This is a genomic window from Paracoccus sp. IB05 (assembly GCF_016405985.1).
Taxonomy (GTDB): Bacteria; Pseudomonadota; Alphaproteobacteria; order Rhodobacterales; family Rhodobacteraceae; genus Pseudogemmobacter.
On sequence record NZ_JAEFCF010000026.1, the window covers coordinates 35,048 to 51,400 of the forward strand.

The 16,353-nt window shown below is 64.8% G+C and carries 18 protein-coding genes; 9 read left to right on the forward strand and 9 right to left on the reverse strand.

Annotated elements, in window-relative coordinates:
- Nucleotides 1-138: 138 nt before the first annotated feature.
- From htpX to JC607_RS16500, 4 genes are read right to left on the reverse strand one after another with little or no spacing between them, the layout of a single operon-like run.
- Nucleotides 139-1,065 carry a zinc metalloprotease HtpX gene (htpX, locus tag JC607_RS16485; protein ID WP_198837991.1) on the reverse strand — a complete coding sequence of 309 codons (927 nt, stop codon included), beginning with the start codon at nucleotides 1,063-1,065 and terminating at the stop codon, nucleotides 139-141.
- Between the two features lie 60 nt (nucleotides 1,066-1,125).
- On the reverse strand, nucleotides 1,126-1,803 hold the full coding sequence (gene ruvA / locus JC607_RS16490; protein ID WP_198837992.1) for a Holliday junction branch migration protein RuvA: 678 nt from the start codon (nucleotides 1,801-1,803) through the stop codon (nucleotides 1,126-1,128).
- A gap of 13 nt (nucleotides 1,804-1,816) precedes the next feature.
- Entirely contained in the window at nucleotides 1,817-2,329 is a 513-nt protein-coding gene (gene ruvC, locus JC607_RS16495) for a crossover junction endodeoxyribonuclease RuvC (RefSeq protein WP_198837993.1), read from the reverse strand.
- Nucleotides 2,310-2,654, reverse strand: coding sequence for a hypothetical protein (locus JC607_RS16500; RefSeq protein WP_198837994.1), 345 nt, complete (start codon nucleotides 2,652-2,654; stop codon nucleotides 2,310-2,312). The genes ruvC and JC607_RS16500 overlap by 20 nt, the downstream gene beginning before the upstream one ends.
- Between JC607_RS16500 and JC607_RS16505 the strand changes: the two genes are divergently transcribed.
- Nucleotides 2,653-2,856 carry a DUF1127 domain-containing protein gene (locus JC607_RS16505; protein WP_092895596.1) on the forward strand — a complete coding sequence of 68 codons (204 nt, stop codon included), beginning with the start codon at nucleotides 2,653-2,655 and terminating at the stop codon, nucleotides 2,854-2,856. The two genes, JC607_RS16500 and JC607_RS16505, sit on opposite strands and share 2 nt — an antisense overlap.
- A gap of 304 nt (nucleotides 2,857-3,160) precedes the next feature.
- Here JC607_RS16505 and JC607_RS16510 read toward each other — a convergent pair whose 3' ends face one another.
- Together JC607_RS16510 and JC607_RS16515 are read right to left on the reverse strand one after the other, a co-directional pair.
- Complete coding sequence (locus JC607_RS16510; protein WP_198837995.1) at nucleotides 3,161-3,520, reverse strand: hypothetical protein; 360 nt, start codon at nucleotides 3,518-3,520, stop codon at nucleotides 3,161-3,163.
- 120 nt (nucleotides 3,521-3,640) lie between these two features.
- Entirely contained in the window at nucleotides 3,641-4,513 is an 873-nt protein-coding gene (locus JC607_RS16515) for a 50S ribosomal protein L11 methyltransferase (protein WP_198837996.1), read from the reverse strand.
- 163 nt (nucleotides 4,514-4,676) lie between these two features.
- On the opposite strand from JC607_RS16515, the gene JC607_RS16520 reads away from it, so the two are divergent.
- The 6 genes from JC607_RS16520 to JC607_RS16545 all read left to right on the forward strand — a co-directional run bounded on the left by JC607_RS16520 (nucleotide 4,677) and on the right by JC607_RS16545 (nucleotide 10,782).
- Entirely contained in the window at nucleotides 4,677-5,096 is a 420-nt protein-coding gene (locus JC607_RS16520; RefSeq protein ID WP_198837997.1) for a cytidine deaminase, read from the forward strand.
- 1 nt (nucleotide 5,097) lies between these two features.
- Entirely contained in the window at nucleotides 5,098-6,453 is a 1,356-nt protein-coding gene (locus tag JC607_RS16525) for a thymidine phosphorylase (protein WP_198837998.1), read from the forward strand.
- Entirely contained in the window at nucleotides 6,454-7,650 is a 1,197-nt protein-coding gene (locus JC607_RS16530) for a phosphopentomutase (protein WP_198837999.1), read from the forward strand. It begins immediately after the preceding gene.
- Nucleotides 7,651-7,705: 55 nt separating this feature from the next.
- Nucleotides 7,706-8,692, forward strand: a complete 987-nt coding sequence (locus tag JC607_RS16535) for an adenosine deaminase (protein ID WP_198838000.1) — start codon at nucleotides 7,706-7,708, stop codon at nucleotides 8,690-8,692.
- Between the two features lie 15 nt (nucleotides 8,693-8,707).
- Complete coding sequence (upp, locus tag JC607_RS16540) at nucleotides 8,708-9,343, forward strand: uracil phosphoribosyltransferase (protein ID WP_198838022.1); 636 nt, start codon at nucleotides 8,708-8,710, stop codon at nucleotides 9,341-9,343.
- A 164-nt stretch (nucleotides 9,344-9,507) separates the two neighbouring features.
- Complete coding sequence (locus tag JC607_RS16545; protein WP_198838001.1) at nucleotides 9,508-10,782, forward strand: SPOR domain-containing protein; 1,275 nt, start codon at nucleotides 9,508-9,510, stop codon at nucleotides 10,780-10,782.
- Nucleotides 10,783-10,842: 60 nt separating this feature from the next.
- On the opposite strand, the gene JC607_RS16550 is transcribed toward JC607_RS16545, so the two are convergent.
- Complete coding sequence (locus JC607_RS16550) at nucleotides 10,843-11,913, reverse strand: hypothetical protein (RefSeq protein ID WP_198838002.1); 1,071 nt, start codon at nucleotides 11,911-11,913, stop codon at nucleotides 10,843-10,845.
- 163 nt (nucleotides 11,914-12,076) lie between these two features.
- On the opposite strand from JC607_RS16550, the gene JC607_RS16555 reads away from it, so the two are divergent.
- Nucleotides 12,077-13,006: a DMT family transporter gene (locus JC607_RS16555; protein ID WP_233092961.1), complete on the forward strand. Its 930-nt coding sequence runs from the start codon at nucleotides 12,077-12,079 to the stop codon at nucleotides 13,004-13,006.
- Between the two features lie 54 nt (nucleotides 13,007-13,060).
- Here JC607_RS16555 and JC607_RS16560 read toward each other — a convergent pair whose 3' ends face one another.
- Complete coding sequence (locus JC607_RS16560; RefSeq protein WP_198838003.1) at nucleotides 13,061-13,642, reverse strand: thymidine kinase; 582 nt, start codon at nucleotides 13,640-13,642, stop codon at nucleotides 13,061-13,063.
- A 649-nt stretch (nucleotides 13,643-14,291) separates the two neighbouring features.
- Between JC607_RS16560 and JC607_RS16565 the strand changes: the two genes are divergently transcribed.
- The gene (locus tag JC607_RS16565) at nucleotides 14,292-14,744 is read left to right on the forward strand and encodes a hypothetical protein (RefSeq protein WP_198838004.1); all 453 of its coding nucleotides are present in this window, start codon (nucleotides 14,292-14,294) and stop codon (nucleotides 14,742-14,744) included.
- A gap of 19 nt (nucleotides 14,745-14,763) precedes the next feature.
- Here the strand turns inward: JC607_RS16565 and JC607_RS16570 are convergent, their stop codons facing one another.
- On the reverse strand, nucleotides 14,764-16,125 hold the full coding sequence (locus tag JC607_RS16570) for a DEAD/DEAH box helicase (protein WP_198838005.1): 1,362 nt from the start codon (nucleotides 16,123-16,125) through the stop codon (nucleotides 14,764-14,766).
- Nucleotides 16,126-16,353: the final 228 nt, after the last annotated feature.

Sequence of the window (16,353 nt, forward strand, 5' to 3'; positions counted from 1 at the left end):
CAAGCCGCCGGAAGAGGCAAATCCAGGCAGGGTGCCGCACCTTGTGGCGCGATGCCTCCGGCGGGAGTATTTAAGTCAAGAGGAAGCTCATTTCCCCTTGATCCAAATACTCATCTGACGCCGGGCAGGCGCGCGTGCTCAGCCCCATGGGTCCTGGCGGATGTTCCGCCCGGATTTTGGCACTGAACTGCGGCCAGTTGAACTTCCTGCGATATTGCCCTTCTGACGGGTCGGGCGCAGCTCCATCAGGGCCGCGATCCGGTTTTCTGTCGCGGGATGCGTGGAAAAGAGGTTATCGGCGCCGCGCCCGTTCAGCGGGTTGATGATGAACATATGGGCCAGCGCCGGATCCTTCTCGGCCTGGACATTCATCCGCCCCCGCGCCAGCCCGTCGATCCTGCGCAGCGCGGAGGCGAGCCAGTCCGGGCGGCCGCAGATCTCGGCGCCAAGCCGGTCCGCCTCATATTCCCGGCTCCGCGAGATGGCCATTTGCACGATCCCTGCCGCCATCGGCGCAAGGATCATCAGTGCGATGGTTCCGATCATGCCACCAGGGCGGTCGCGGTCGGAATTACCGAAGAACATACCGAAATTCGCCAGCATCGCGATGGCGCCGGCGAAAGTCGCGGTCACTGTCATCGTCAGCGTGTCGCGGTTTTTGATATGTGCCAGCTCATGCGCCATCACCGCCGCGATCTCTTCGCGTGAGAGGCTGTTCAACAGGCCCGTCGTTGCCGCCACTGCGGCATTCTCCGGGTTGCGCCCGGTGGCAAAGGCATTGGGTTGCGCGGTCTCCATTATATAAACCTTCGGGCGCGGCATCCCGGCGGCATCCGCCAGCTGGTTCACAATACCGACCAGATCCGGGGCTGAACGCTCATCCACGGCCCGGGCGCCGGTCATCCGCAAGACCGATTTGTCGGAATTCCAATATGTATAGAGGTTCATCGCCGCCGCGATCAAAAGCGCGACAACGGCGCCGGTCGCGCCTCCGAGCAACGCGCCCAGCCCCATAAACAGCGCGGTCAGCACCGCCATCAGGACGAAAGTGCGGATATTTCCCATCGGTTTGCGGTCTCCTTCTCTCAAAGATATGGAGAACCGCCGGTCCGCATCAAGCCCCGCTTAACGCGGCGCGAGATGTTTCAGCGCCAGCCGGATCAGCGCCGCCGTATCTGCTTCGGGGTTTTCACCCGAGACCCGCGCCACCGCTTCGGCTGCATCCGAGGTGCCATAGCCGAGATTGGCCAGCGCCGAGAGCGCATCGGCGGTATAACCGGCGCGGATCGCCCCCTCGGACGGGGGTTTCGGCTTTGCGGCTTTGCGCGGCACAGGCGCGGCCTCGGGTTCTTCCAGCACCGGTGCATCGCCATGAGCGAGGCCCGCGCCGCGTGCCATCAAAGACGGCGCTTTCGATTTCAGCTCGAGGATCACGCGCTGCGCCAGTTTCGGCCCAACGCCCGGCGCCGCCTGGACCGCCCGCGCATCCCCCAGCGTGATCGCCCGCGCGGCGCCCTCGGCCCCGAGCGCACCAAGGATCGCCATCGAGGCCTTGGCCCCCACCCCCTGCACCGTCATCAACAGCTTGTGCCATTCCTTTTCCATCATGGTCGGAAAGCCGAAGAGCTGCAAAAGATCCTCGCGCACGAGAAGATCGGTATAAAGCGCCACCATCTCGCCCTCGGGCGGCAGGCCCGCCAGCGTGCGGTCGGAGACATGGACAATATAGCCCACGCCCCGGCAATCGATCAGCACCGTGTCGATCCCCTTCCAGTCCAGCCGCCCCGAAATCTTTCCGATCATCCCCCAAATCCTTTCAACCGGCGGCCCTCTTCACGGCGGCCTGCAACCGGCCCGCGCTTTGCGTGTGATGCGCGTGGCAGATCGCGATCGCAAGCGCATCCGCCGCATCCGGCCCCGCCACCTTCGCGCCCGGCAAATGCAGCCGCACCATATGATCCACCTGTTGTTTAGCGGCATGGCCGACCCCGACCACCGTTTTTTTCACTGCATTTGGCGCATATTCCCCGACTTCCAGCCCGAATTGCGCCGGAACCAGCAATGCGATCCCCCGCGCCTGGCCGAGCTTCAGCGTCGCGACCGCGTCTTTATTGACGAAGGTATGTTCGACCGCCGCCGTTTCCGGCTGCCAGTCCTGAAACACCCGGGTCAGCTGGAAATGCAGCGAGGCGAGGCGGCGCGCGAGATCTCCGGTCGTCGCATCCGAATGGCAGATGCCATTCGCGACATGGGTCAGGCGCGATCCCGCGACATCAATCACCCCCCAGCCAAGGTTCCTGAGCCCCGGATCAATGCCGATTACGCGCATGACTGCCCTCTTTTTGCTTTTCAACCGTACTAGCACGAAAAGAGAACATCCGCCAATCGCGTTCTTTCTGCCTGGAATTCCCGCGCAGAGATCCGGTTTCGGGGCTGAAAGCGACACCCGGCGCCATGCCGCCGACAGGATGCTGCACGTGCAGCATAAGGCCGGGGTGAATCATGGCAAATTTGTGGCCTGAGGCATGCAAGAACTGCATTGCAGGCTTGCTGGCGCATGGCTTGCTTTGCACCTGCAGCACGTTTATCTGGCTACACGAGGCGCAAGACGCCCGCAAAACAGTCAGTTTAAAAAGATAAGGAAACAGTCCCATGGCCGCCATCGAAACGAGCCGCCCTGCGCCGTTCGGCGCCATCACGACGTATCGCGCCGTTAACGGCTTTGGTGGCATTTTTGCTGCCTTCAAAGCCTGGAACGACGCACGCGTCACCCGGAAGGCCCTGTCGAAGCTCTCGGATCGCGAGCTTGACGATATCGGCCTGTGCCGCGGTGACATCGAGATGCTGGGTCGCTGAGGTCACTCCTCAGTCTCCCTGACCGAACGGGTCACAGGACAAGTAAGGGACCGTCTCGCGACAGAAGTCGCAGGCGGTCCTTCTGCTTTTCAGGGTAATGATTATATCAGGGTGTTGGTTTTCTGTCGCCACGCCAGTCTGATGCCAGCCCCTTGCGCCCGTCCCGGATGCGCCTGCCTGCACCCCGAATGGGAAAACCGCCACGCGGCATCGGCCGGGGCGGTCTCGCGCAAAACAGTATACGGAAGATCAGACGACAGCGACCAGCCGGTGCGGAACCTGGGCGCGCAGCCTTGAGGCCTGGTTACTGGCGCTGTGCCGGGAAGACTTCGCCCAGGAAAGAGGCCACCAGCTTTGTCACCGGATCGGCGGACATGATTTTCGCTGCGATCGGGTCGAAATCGCTGCCGGTCGCCAGACCTGCCACGCGCTGCTCATAAACCTCGTCGCCAACGTAAAAATAGATGGCGCCCTTCATGATCCAACCGATCATGAGCAGGACCAGAACAACACGGATCGTCTTGCCAAATGTACGCTCACGCCGCCAGCTCGAGGACCGGCCCATAGTGCCCTGGGCCTCGAAACCATAGCCCTTGCGATGGGCCTTTTCGATCCGGCGCAGACGCCCGGAGAAAGTTTTGTAATTCGGGTCAGCCAAAGTCATGACCAGCTACTCCCATGGCCCCCGCCATAAGGAATTCATGCGGTTTAAATATGGCGGAATTGGGGAAATTGCCCCGAACACCTTCAAATCATTGCAATTTTTATTTGCATTTTCAGGTGTTTACACACGCTCCATGATCAATGCCGACCATTCACCCAGATCGTTTCTGTCTTGCAAACGAAACTGCGAAGCCACGTAACTTTCAACGATGCTTTCCGCCTGAACGACCAGCAGGCCGGAAAGAATCACCTTCGATCCCGGCTTTGTCATTTTCGACATGATCGGTGCCAGTTCGACCAGCGGCCCTTTCAGGATATTGGCAAAGACCAGATCCCAGGGCGCCTCGTCGCGCAGCCTGCGGTGATCGAACCCGGCGGCCTCGACGCAGTCGATGCGGCCCTCCAGATCATTGATCGCCACATTGGCTTTGGCGACATCCACCGCCACCGGGTCGATATCCGAGGCAATCACCAGCGCATCGGGCAGCATTTTCGCCGCCGCCATCGCCAGCACCGCCGTGCCCGCGCCGATATCGGCGACTTTGGCGGGGCGGTAGCCCTCTTCGTAAAGCTTGTCGAATGCCAGAAGGCAGCCCAGCGTGGTGCCGTGATGGCCGGTGCCAAAGGCCATGGTCGCCTCGATCTGCAAGGCAACGCGGCCCTCGGGCACTTTATCGGCATCGTGGCTGCCAAACACGAAGAAGCGCCCGGCATCGACCGGATGCAGCTCGCGCTGCACTTTCGCGACCCAGTCGACCTCGGGAAGCTCAGAAATCAGGAAGCTTTTCGCGCCATAGGCGGCGGCGAGGATATCCAGCACGATGTCATCGGGCACCTCGGTATAATAGGCGCCAACCTCCCAGAGGCCGGACCCGTCCTCGACCTCGAAAACGCCGACGCCATAGGGCTCGGGCTCCTGGTCCTCGATCGCCTCGCCAAGCGCGCGGGCGGCCTCTTCGCCGGTAAGCGTCGTCAGAGCGGACCAGGTTGGCATGGTGTTTTCTCCGGATCTGGGGTTGATCTGGTCCTAGACCCCGCCCCCGTCAGGGTCAACCTGCCATGGTCAGGCTGTGCCGCCCTCAACACCCGTCCGATCAGCCCGCTTGCGGCGCAGGCGCCTTCGCGCCAGAGTTGGCCGGCATATCCCGGAGTAACCGATGCCGAATGAGAGCCTGCGCGCGCCCGCAACCCGCATCCGCGATCATGCCTATGCGCCCTATTCGGGCTTTAAGGTCGGGGTGGCGCTGCGCACGACCAGCGGCGCGGTCTTTACCGGCGTCAATGTCGAGAACATCGCCTATCCCGAAGGCACCTGCGCCGAGGCCGGCGCCATCGCCGCCATGTGTGCCGCCGGAGAACGCCGGATCGCCGGCCTCCTGGTCATCGCCGACAGCCCCGAACCGGTGCCCTGTTGCGGTGGCTGCCGTCAGAAAATCGCGGAATTCGCTGCCCCAGATGTGGTGGTGACACTCGCCACCACCGAGGGCAAGACCCTGAACATGACCGTGGCCGAGCTGTTGCCCGGCGCTTTCGGCGCGGCACATATGGCCCGCGCCGAAAGCGGCGGGGCCGCCTGATATGGAGCCCGCCCGCGTCATTGCGACCCTCCGCGACGGCAATACCCCCGATGAGGAAGACCTGCGCGGCTTCGCGCTCGGGCTTGCCAGCGGCGCGGTCTCGGACGCCCAGGCGGGGGCTTTCGCAATGGCGGTGCTTTTGCGCGGTCTGTCGGATGAAGGGCGCGTCGCGCTGACGGAAGGCATGCGTGACAGCGGGCGCCGGCTGCGCTGGTCGCTGCCCGGCCCGGTGGTGGACAAGCATTCGACCGGCGGCATCGGCGATTGCATTTCGCTTTTGCTGGCGCCGGCGCTGGCCGCCTGTGACGCCTGGGTTCCGATGGTCTCGGGGCGCGGACTGGGGTTTACCGGCGGCACGCTTGATAAGCTCGAGGCGATCCCGGGGCTGCGCACCGCGCTTCCCGAGGCCGAGATGCAGCTTCAGGTCTCGCGGATCGGCTGCGCGATCGTGGCGGCGGGCGAGGCGCTGGCCCCGGCGGACCGGAGGCTTTACGCGATCCGCGATGTCACCGGCACGGTCGAAAGCATCGACCTGATCACCGCCTCGATCCTGTCGAAAAAGCTCGCGGCCGGGGTGGGGGCGCTGGTGCTTGACGTGAAATGCGGCTCGGGGGCCTTCATGAAGACCCTGGAAGATGCCGAAAGGCTGGCGCGGGCGCTGGTGAGCGTGGCGCAGGGCGCGGGCTGTCAGGCGCGGGCGCTGATCACCGATATGGATCAGCCGCTTGCGACCGCCGCCGGCAATGCGCTGGAGGTGATCGAGGTGATGGAGACGCTGACCGGCACTTCGGTCAATTCCGACCTGCGGCTGTTGACCGGCGATCTGGGCGGCGAGGCGCTGGCGCTGGCGGGGCTGGCCTCTGATGCACAGGCCGGGGCCGCGAAGATCCTCGCAGCCCTGGATTCCGGCCGGGCGGCAGAGATCTTTGGCCGTATGGTCGCGGCCCAGGGCGGGCCTTCGGATTTCGTCGAACGCTGGCCTGACCGCCTGCCCTCGGCCCCGGTGGTGATGGAAGTGCTACCGCCCGCCGGCCTGACAGATGGCGGTATCATCACCGCGATTGACGGCGAAGCGCTTGGCCATGTGGTGGTGGCGCTTGGTGGCGGCAGAACGCGCGAAGGGGCGCGGATCAACCCCTCAGTCGGGCTTTCCGATCTGGCGGCGCCGGGCGAAGATGTGGCGGATGGCGCGCCGCTGGCCATGGTCCATGCCAGCAGCATCGAAAGCGCCGAGGCCGCCGTGGCCGCAGTGCAGCGCGCCTACCGGATCTCGGATCCGGCGGGCTTTGCGCAGGATCGCATGGCCGGCGGCTGCACGCCTGGCGACGGGCCGCTTGTGCTGAAAAGGATCGGCTGAATGGCGCGCGCCTTTCTGATCGTGCTGGATTCCGTGGGCTGCGGCGGTGCCCCTGATGCGGCAGCTTTTGGCGATGAAGGCGCGAATACGCTCCTCCATATCGCCCGCGCCTGTGCGGCAGGGACAGCGGATCAGGGCCGCAAGGGCCCGCTTTTCCTGCCCAATCTTGACCGGCTGGGCCTTGGCGCGGCAATTCGGCTGGCCTCGGGCGCGGCGGCGCCAGGGCTCGGGGCCACGCCCGAGGGCCTTTGGGGCGCGGCTGAGGAAGTCTCGAACGGCAAGGACACGCCTTCGGGCCATTGGGAGCTCGCGGGCGTGCCGGTGCCCTGGGACTGGACGCTTTTCCCCGATGAGACCGCGGCCTTTCCGCCGGATCTGGTGGCCGAGGTCTGCCGCCTGGCCGGAACCGAGGGGATCCTGGGGAACTGCCATGCCTCGGGCCTGCCAGTGATCCGGCGCTTTTGCGAGGAGCACAAACGCAGCGGCTGGCCGATCTGCTATACCTCGGCCGACAGCGTGTTCCAGATCGCGGCGCATGAGGACTGGTTCGGGCTGGACCGGCTGCTGGCCCTCTGTGCAGCGCTTGCGCCCTCTCTGCATGCGCGCCGGGTTGGCCGGGTGATCGCGCGGCCCTTTACCGGAGATTGCGACGCGTTTCACCGCACCGCCAACCGGCGTGATTTTGCGCATCTGCCCCCGGCCCCGACGCTGCCGGAACATGTGATGGCTGCGGGCGGCAAGGTGCATGGGATCGGCAAGATCGGCGATATTTTCTCGATGCGGGGGATCGGGACGCTCTGGAAGGGCCAGTCCGATGCCGATCTCTTTGACCATCTGGTCCGGCTGGGAGCCGAGGCCGAAGACGGCGCTCTGGTATTCGCGAATCTCGTTGAATTCGATACGCTTTACGGCCATCCCCGAGATGTGGCGGGCTATGCGCGGGCCCTGGAAAGCTTTGACGCCGCCCTGCCCCGGTTTCTCGACCGGCTTGGACCCGGGGATCTGGCGATCTTTACCGCCGATCATGGCAATGACCCGACCTGGCGCGGCACGGAACATACCCGCGAACGGGTGCCGGTGCTGGGCTATGGCGCGGGGCGGTGCGGGATCGGGCTCCGGGCCTTTGCGGATGTGGGGGCAAGTGTGGCGGCGCATCTGGGGGTGGCATTGCCCGGGCCGGGGCGGTCGTTTTTGTGAAAGGCGTCGGACCGGGGGCCAGCCCCCGGGCCCCCGGGATATTTGAGGACAGAAAATGAGTGATTTCAGTGCCCTGCCAAAGGTGGAGTTGCATCTGCATCTGGAAGGGGCGGCGCCTGCCTCATTCATCCGGGGGCTGGCGGCGGAGAAGCGTGAGGATATTTCCGGAATTTTTGCCGCGGATGGCAGCTATGCCTGGCGTGATTTCCCGCATTTCCTGACAGTCTGTGAGGCGGCTGCATCGGTTTTGCGCCGGCCCGAGGATTACCACCGGCTGATGCTTGCCGTGGCGGAGCAGAGCGCGGCTTCGGGGGTGATCTATAGTGAGATTTTCATCTCGCCCGATCTTTGTGGCGGTGGCGATGCGGCGGCATTCGCTGATTACATCGCGGCAATCCGCGAGGCAGCCGCCGCCGCCGAAGCGGGGTTCGGCGTCACCTTCCGCACCATAGCCACCGCGATCCGCCATTTCGGGCCAGAGCGTGCGAAACGCGCGGCGCTGGCGGCGGCAGAGGAGGCGGGGGAGTTTCTCACCGGCTTTGGCATGGGGGGCGATGAGACCGTGCTCGACCCCGGTGATTTCGCCTGGGGCTTTGACTGCGCCCGTGAGGCCGGGCTGTGCCTGAGCGTCCATGCCGGCGAATGGCGCGGCCCGGAGGCGATCCGCGACGCGCTCCGCACGCTGAAACCTGCGCGGATCGGGCATGGCGTGCGCGCCATCGAAGATCTCGCGCTGGTGGAGGAACTGGCGGAACAGGGCATTGTATTGGAGGTCTGCCCGCTTTCGAATATCGCGTTCGGGCTTTACCCGGATATGCGCCACCATCCCGTCAGCGAGCTGGACCGGCGCGGCGTCAGGGTGACGATCTCGACCGATGCCCCGCCGTTCTTTCACAGCAGCATGGCGCGCGAATATGAAGAATTGCACCGCGCCTTCGACTGGGATGAGGGGCAGTTCCGCAAACTGGGCCTTCAGGCGCTTGACGCCGCTTTCTGTGATGCGGATACGAAGAAGAGATTAGCCAAAAAGCTGGAGGCCTGAACCATGTCGGATATTCTGACCCCGAACCACCTGACGGTCGTCACCCATCCGCTGGTTCAGCACAAGCTTACGATCATGCGCGACAAGGACACTTCGACCGCGAGTTTCCGCAAATTGCTGCGCGAGATCAGCCTCTTGCTGGCCTATGAGGTGACGCGTGGCCTGCCGATGACGACCCGCCGCATCGAGACGCCGATCGAGCCGATGGATGCCCCGGCGATCGAAGGCAAGAAGCTTGCCCTGATCTCGATTCTGCGCGCAGGGAACGGGCTGCTTGACGGCATCCTTGAGCTGATTCCCGCCGCCCGCGTCGGCTTTATCGGCATGTATCGCGACCCCGAAACGCTGCAGCCGGTGCAATATTACTGCAAATTGCCGGAACATATGGAAGAGCGCATCTCGATCGTGGTCGATCCGATGCTGGCGACCGGCAATTCCTCGGCGGCGGCGGTGGATCTGCTGAAACAGTCGGGGGCGAAGAATATCCGCTTCCTGTGCCTGCTGGCCTCGCCCGAGGGAATCGCCAAGATGAAAGAGGCGCATCCCGATGTGCCCATCGTCACGGCAGCGGTCGACCGGCAACTTGACGATCACGGCTATATCGTGCCCGGGCTTGGCGATGCCGGGGACCGGATGTTCGGCACGAAATGACCCTGCCGGGGTAAACAAGGTCGCGGACAGGGGGCCGGGGGCGCAGAAAGGGGCAGAGCTCCGTCGCAATCGGTCGCCGCTCTGACGGGCCATGGCTTTACTCACCCGCAGAAACCCTTAAAAATCGGCTCAGCTGTCTCTTCCGCTGCCCTGGGAGTACCCCGATGTCTGCCAAGATCCTGCCCGTCGCCGTTCTGGCGGCGGTTTGTTTCGCTGCACCTGCATTTGCCGATCTGCGCGGCCCGGCGGAACTGCCGCCGGCCGGGTATAAAGGTCAACAATATGTCGACAGCCGCGGCTGCGTCTTTCTGCGGGCAGGCTATGGCGGGCGCGAGACCTGGGTGCCGCGCGTCGCGCGCGACCGTAAACAGCTTTGCGGCTATGCGCCCTCGGGGCGGCCGACAGAGACCGCTGAAGCGGCACCGGCAGCAGGTGCACCCGCAGCAGTTCCGGCTGCGAAATCGACCGGGACGTCATTCTCACCCTCCGCCCCCAAACCAGGCGCTCCGCTGCCGCTGCCCGCGCCGATGCAGAGCGCCTTTGAGTCCGCCGGGAAAAAACCGGCCGCTGCGGCTTCTGCTCCCGCCCCGAAAACGGCTGCGACCAGCTTTGCCGCTGCCAAAGCTCCCGCCGCCGCACCGCGCATCGTCACCGGGACCGGGCCTGAAGGCTACCGGCTCGCCTGCCCCGGCTCGGTCCCGGTCGCGCAGAAATTCCGCGTCGAGGGCGGCGGCACCAGGACGCTTTGCACCAAAGGCGATGGTTCGCTTGAGGGCGCAAGCTTTCCCCGCCTTGTTACCGGCGGCACTGACAGCTGGGCAGGCACCGCCACGGCGGTGGCGACAGGGCAGACCATCACCGTCGCCCCCCGCAAGGCCGCAACGGCAAGCGCCATTCCGACGCCCCCGCCGGGCTATAAACGCGCCTGGGAGGATGACCGGCTGAACCCTCGGCGCGGCCAGCAGACCGCGCAAGGCATCGCGGATCAGGAGACGGTCTGGACCAGAACAACCCCCGCGGAACTGCATGACGGCATGGGTCGCGAGACCATGGTGAAGGTGCGCCGCAGCGATGGCAGCACGCGGATGGAGCCCGCGATCGTGACCACCGCAGCCGATGGCGCGCAAAGCATGGTCTTGCTGGCTGCCCCATCCATCTCGAACTCATCGAAATCCACGGTGACGGTGGCAAAACCGGCGGCAGCCCCTGCGGCCCATGGTCGGGTCTTTGTTCAGGTTGGGACATTCGGCGTCGCCGCCAATGCCGAAGGCACGGCGGGCCGGCTTAAAAGCCTGGGCCTGCCCGTAGCGCGCTCGACGATCCGGGGCGGGGCGCTCCAGGTGGTCTATGCCGGCCCCTTCGCCAGCGCAGGCGAAGCCCGCGCCGCGCTGTCACAGGTGCGGGGCGCGGGTTTTGGCGATGCGGTGATCGTGCAGTAAGGCCGGATCGGACCTGCGGGCCCGCCCCGGCGGTGCCTGCGGGCCGCCCCCTCTGCGGCCTCAGCCGCTGCAGACCGATTGCAGCGCGATCCAGTCGTCATCGGGCATCAGCGGGCTCGAGATCCGGCCCTGGAACGGGTCGGCGGCGACCAGTTCCGCTGCCTTTTCCGCCGGGATCACGCCATTGGCCGCCAGCCAGTTGGCGTAGGGCGTCAGCGGCACCTGGGCGGTCTCGAAAGCGGACTGGAGGCGCGACAGTGCCGGCAGCTCATGCTCGTCGCGGATAAACGCCTCGCCGAAACCTTCCAGTGCGGTAACCGGCAGCTCGCCCGAAACCAGCAGGTCAAAACTGGCTTTCAGCCCGGCATGATCCAGAATGCCGCGCATCGGATCAGCGATCCCGGCCTTGATCCCCTCGGCCAGCGCCGCCCCGGCAAGGGCATCGGGTGCGTCTTCGTCAATCAGCGAGCCCGGGAGCAGGATTACGCCACCTGGCAGATGTGCCGGGCGCGCCAGGCCCTCGGGCAGGACATAGAGGATCGGTGTATTCTCTGCTCCGAAGACGCGATCCGACAGTTCGGCCAGCGCGGGCAGCCCCAGCTCTCCCGCACAGGGCGCCCCGGTCAGGCGGATCACATCATCGAGGGCCCGCATACCGATCTCGACCTGTTTCGATGGCGGCACTACGGCGACCGTATGCGAGACGAGGATGCGCGGCAGAACCAGCGTCACGAGACCGAGAAGCCCAAGCGCCGCCCCGCCGATCAGCGCGAAACGCAGCCGCCCGGGATGCGGCGAATCCGCCCGAACGGCCGAATTCACCATTTTCAGCGCGGCGAGCATGGTCTCATCGTCGATCTCGACCGATTCCGGACTGTCTTCCCCGGGCGAGAACAACGCCGGCTGCTGGCCCGGATTTATCCGCCTGACCGCCGGCAGCGACCAGTGGCTGAGCGGCGTTCCCGAGCGCGGATCGCTGAGCACCAGCGTCGCCTCCCCCATCAGCACCACCACCTCGCGGCGCTGGCCATCTTCGGTATCGCGCCACAGGCCGAGCGATTCCAGTCGCTGGAATTTGCTCAGCGCGGTGCCTGACCCCTGTGCCAAAGAACTGCCCGTTCGTCTTTTCATCTCCTGACCTTAGCCGCCCCGCGCCTGCGCCACAACGCCCCGCATCGGGATGGGCAGGTATCGGATGCCCGGGATGCACAGAGCAGGCAGCGAATGTCGCATTCAGACGCGCAGAGGTTGCGCAACCGGGCTTCACAGGAAAGGGAATGGGATGAGGAAGCCGATGACTGTCTCTGTGATGGCACCCGACCGCACGCTGATGGCGGTGGGGCTGACCCTGATCTATGCCGCGATGGTCGGCTTCAGCGATAATTATGTGCAGGCGGTGGCCGGGAACACCGGGCTCTGGCAGTTCCATGCGACGCGCAGCTGTCTTGCGCTTCTGATGATGGGGCTGGTGGCGCCCTTTCTGGGCCTGCGGCTCAGACCGCGTAATGTGAAAGCAGTGGCGGCACGGGCTTTGCTGCAGGGCATTGCGATCATGATTTATTTCGGCGCTCTGGCCTTCATGCCGGTCGCGGTGGCGGCAGCGGGGCTTTTCACCGCGCCGATCTTCGTATTGCTGATTTCGCGTCTGGTTTATGGCGAGCGGATCGGCCCGGTGCGGCTGGTGGCGGTGGCTCTGGGGTTTCTGGGCGTCGTGCTGGTGCTTGGTCCCCGCGCGCTGGCCGGGGCGGGGCTCATTGGCCTCGTGCCAGCCCTGGCAGGCGCGGTTTATGCCATGGCCAATATCGCCACACGGCGCTGGTGCGCCGACGAAAGTGCCAGCACCCTGCTCGCCGGGTTCTTCGTGAGCCTTGGCCTCCTTGGGCTGGCGGGGCTGGTGGGGCTGGCGATCTGGCCGCAAGCTGTGCCCGAAGGCAGCGATGGCTTTCTGCTGCGCGGCGCGGTCTGGCCGGATGGCGAATACCTGTCTTGGATGCTGCTCCATGCCAGTTTTTCCGCGATCGGGGTCGGGCTTTGCACCAGAGCCTATCTTCTGGCAGATGCAGGGCGGGTCAGTGTGGTGGAATATATGGTCCTGCCGACATCCGCGATCTGGGGCTGGGCGATCTGGGGCGAGCGCCTCGGCGCCCTCGCCTGGATCGGCATCCTGCTGATCATCCTCGCCGGCACGATCATCGCCCTGCGCGCGCGGGATCAGGAGCGGTGATCGAATTCCTTCAGAGGAATTCGGCGAAAAATTCTTTCTCAAGAATTTTTTCGCTCAGCGGTCGTTGACCGCCTCGCGCCAATGGCGGCGGCAGAGGCTCTGATAGGTCTCATTGCCGCCAATCACCACCTGGTCGCCATCGGTCAGCACCTGGCCAGCCGGCCCCTTGCGCACCACCATCGTCGCCTTGCGGCCGCAATGGCAGATCGTGCGCACCTCGCGCATTTCATCGGCCCAGGCCAGCAATGCCGCCGAGCCGGGGAAAAGATCGCCCCGGAAATCGACCCGGAGCCCGTAGCACATCACCGGCACGCCCAGATCATCCACCGCCTGGGCGAGCCGCCAGACCTGGGCCCGCGACAGGAATTGCGCCTCGTCGATAAAAACGCAATCGACCGGGCCGCGCGCCTGCCGCGCCGCGATCATCGCGAAAAGATCGTCTTCGGCTCCGAAAACATCCGCATCCATCCCGATGCCGATGCGGCTTGCGATGCGGCCCGCGCCGGCCCGGCCATCCATCTGCGCGGTGATCAGATAGGGCGACATGCCGCCTTCCTGGTAGTTATAGGCAGCCTGCAACAGCAGGGTCGATTTGCCCGCATTCATCGTCGAATAGTGAAAATAGAGCTTGGCCATGCTCCTGCCCTGCCCCTTTGGTCCGGGCTCTGTCAAGCCCGCAGGCGGATCCGGGCCAGGACAGCGCCGGACCTGAAGGATCGCTCTTATGCTGCGCCCGCTTTGCGGCCTGGTGGAGCTGTAGCCCCGAATGTGCCGCATCCCGCCTTCCCTCCCAGACGCTTCTGCCCTCCCAGACGCTTCTGCCGCCCGGAGCCCCTGTCTCGCGGAGCACCACCGCCTCCCCGCCGCGAGGCCTCTGGCGCCCCGCCCCAGGGCACCGCCCGTTCTGATCTTGCCATCAGACGCCCCCGGATATGATCCGGGCCTGCGCGAAGCTGGAGGGCCATTCAGCCACCAATTACCCGCAGACGAGGGCCTGCTTCACGCGTTACATCCTGTCCGGCCTGCGGGCTGCCACCCGCATCTGCCTGAAGTCGGAAACCTCAGACAGCCCCCACCCGCACCGGCAGTACACCGAAGCTCTGCGGCGTTCCGGACACGCGCTAAGACCCCGGCTCCCCGGTCCCTCCTTTATCGGTGACAAAGGCTTGCCGTGAGATTAACAGGAAAAGATTGAATTATTTAGCGCTGCTGCACCCGGATCGCCCCGCCAGACTGCCCCGCCAGACTGCCTCGCGCCGCATCCCGGATCTGAATGAGGTTGGCCATGTCTGTGGCGAGATATCTGAAAAAACACACCGAAACCCTGGTCAAGGATGTCGGCATCGAGGCCGCCTGCGCGCTGACCGGAAAATCCAAAGCCACGCTGGGGCGCTACTATTCCGACAGCGACGAGCATGAGGACCGTTTCATGCCGGTCGACGTGGTGGCCCAGCTCGAGGCCGCCGCGCGTTTCCCGCATGTCACCTCGGCCCTGGCCGACCTGCGCGGCATTACGCTCGCCTATGACAATGACCGGAAAGAACCGGAAACCTCGGGCATCAACCAGGATGTTGTGGCCCTCGCGCAGCGCTTTGCGATGCTGATGAGCGAATATAACCTGGCGATTGCCGACGGGAAAATCAGCATCAACGAATCGAAACGTCTCCTGCGGGAGACCATCGCGATCCAGCATGTGCTGTTGCAGATGAAGCTGAACCTTGAGGATGAGGCGATCTGAGCCGCCTCATCTGATCGCCTCAGCCGCGCGGTTTCGGGCGCCGCGACGGAGCCGCTGCGCCCCCCTGGGGCCGTGCTGCAGCAGGCTTCGCCCCACCCGGACGGCCGCCCTGTGGTTTGCCCGCGCCCGGGCGCGATGCTTTCGGCGGCAGCGGCTTTGATCCGGCCTTCTGCCCACCACGATTCTGGCCACGCGCCTGATTTTGCCCGCGATTCTGCCCGGGTTTGGGAGCAGCCGCGATTGCGTCCGCCGCCCAGGGCGCGCCGCCCATCACTGGCAGCGTTTTTTTCAGCAGCTTTTCGATATCGGCCAGCTCGCCCATCTCGGCGGGCGAACAGAAGCTGATCGAAGAGCCGCTGGCCCCGGCCCGCGCCGTCCGCCCGATCCGGTGAACATAGTTGTCGGCGACATTCGGCAGATCGTAGTTATAGACGTGCCGCACGGTCGGAATGTCGATGCCGCGCGCGGCGACATCGGTTGCAACCAGCACATCGACCGCGCCGGATTTGAACTCGGTCAGGATGCGGTCACGCTGGTTCTGGCTGCGGTTCCCGTGAATCGCCCCCACTTTAAAGCCCCAGCCGCCCAGCACTTTGGCCAGCTTATCGGCACCGTGCTTGGTGCGCGAAAAGACCAGCGCCTGCTCGCCCGGGTGCTTTTTGAGATATTCCTCAAGCAGCTTTGCCTTGTCGCCATTGGGGATAAAATGCACGCCCTGGGTGACTTTCTCAGCCGGCTTGCCCGGCGGTGCGACCTGCACCTTGACCGGATCCCGCAGATAGGTCTCGGCGATCTCATTGATATCCTTCGGCATCGTCGCCGAGAACATCATCGTCTGGCGCCGCACCGGAATATGTTTCGCGATCTGACGCAGCGAATGGATAAAGCCCATATCAAGCATATGGTCGGCCTCGTCGAGGACGAGATAGCCGCATTTCTCAAGGCTGACATCGCCGCGCCCGAGCAGGTCGATCAGGCGGCCAGGCGTCGCCACCAGCACATCGGCGCCGCGCACCAGCGCCTGGGCCTGTTTGTTGATCGAAGCACCCCCGACCACAATCACCACCTTCACCGCAGTTCCCTGGGTGAACATGGTGATATTGTCTTTGATCTGCGTCGCCAGCTCGCGCGTCGGCACAAGGATCAGGGCGCGGATGTTCTTCGGCCCCGGCGGGTGGCCAAGGTCAAGGATGCGGTGCAAAAGCGGCAGGCCGAAAGCGGCGGTCTTGCCGGTGCCGGTCTGCGCGAGGCCCATCAGATCCTTTCCCGCCATGATATGCGGGATGGCCTGGGCCTGAATGGGGGTCGGCGCCTTCAGCTGGGTCTTTTCCAGCGCGGCGAGAATTTTCGGCGAAAGGCCGAGATCTGCGAAAGTCGTCATGTTCGTTCCATACGTCAAGGAAGACAGCGGCCCTCGCCCCCGGAGAATTCCGGATGCCGTGCGCGCCATCGGCGCCCCTGCGTGATGGTGGGAACCTGTCGTCCGGGCCTTTCAGTGCTCACGCGGCACGGGCTGTCGGACCGGGCAGAAATGGGCTTACCACGCCCGAAAGTCAAGACAGAACGACCCGCAGCTGACTGCGGGCCGTCCCGACCAGGATCGTGGGCA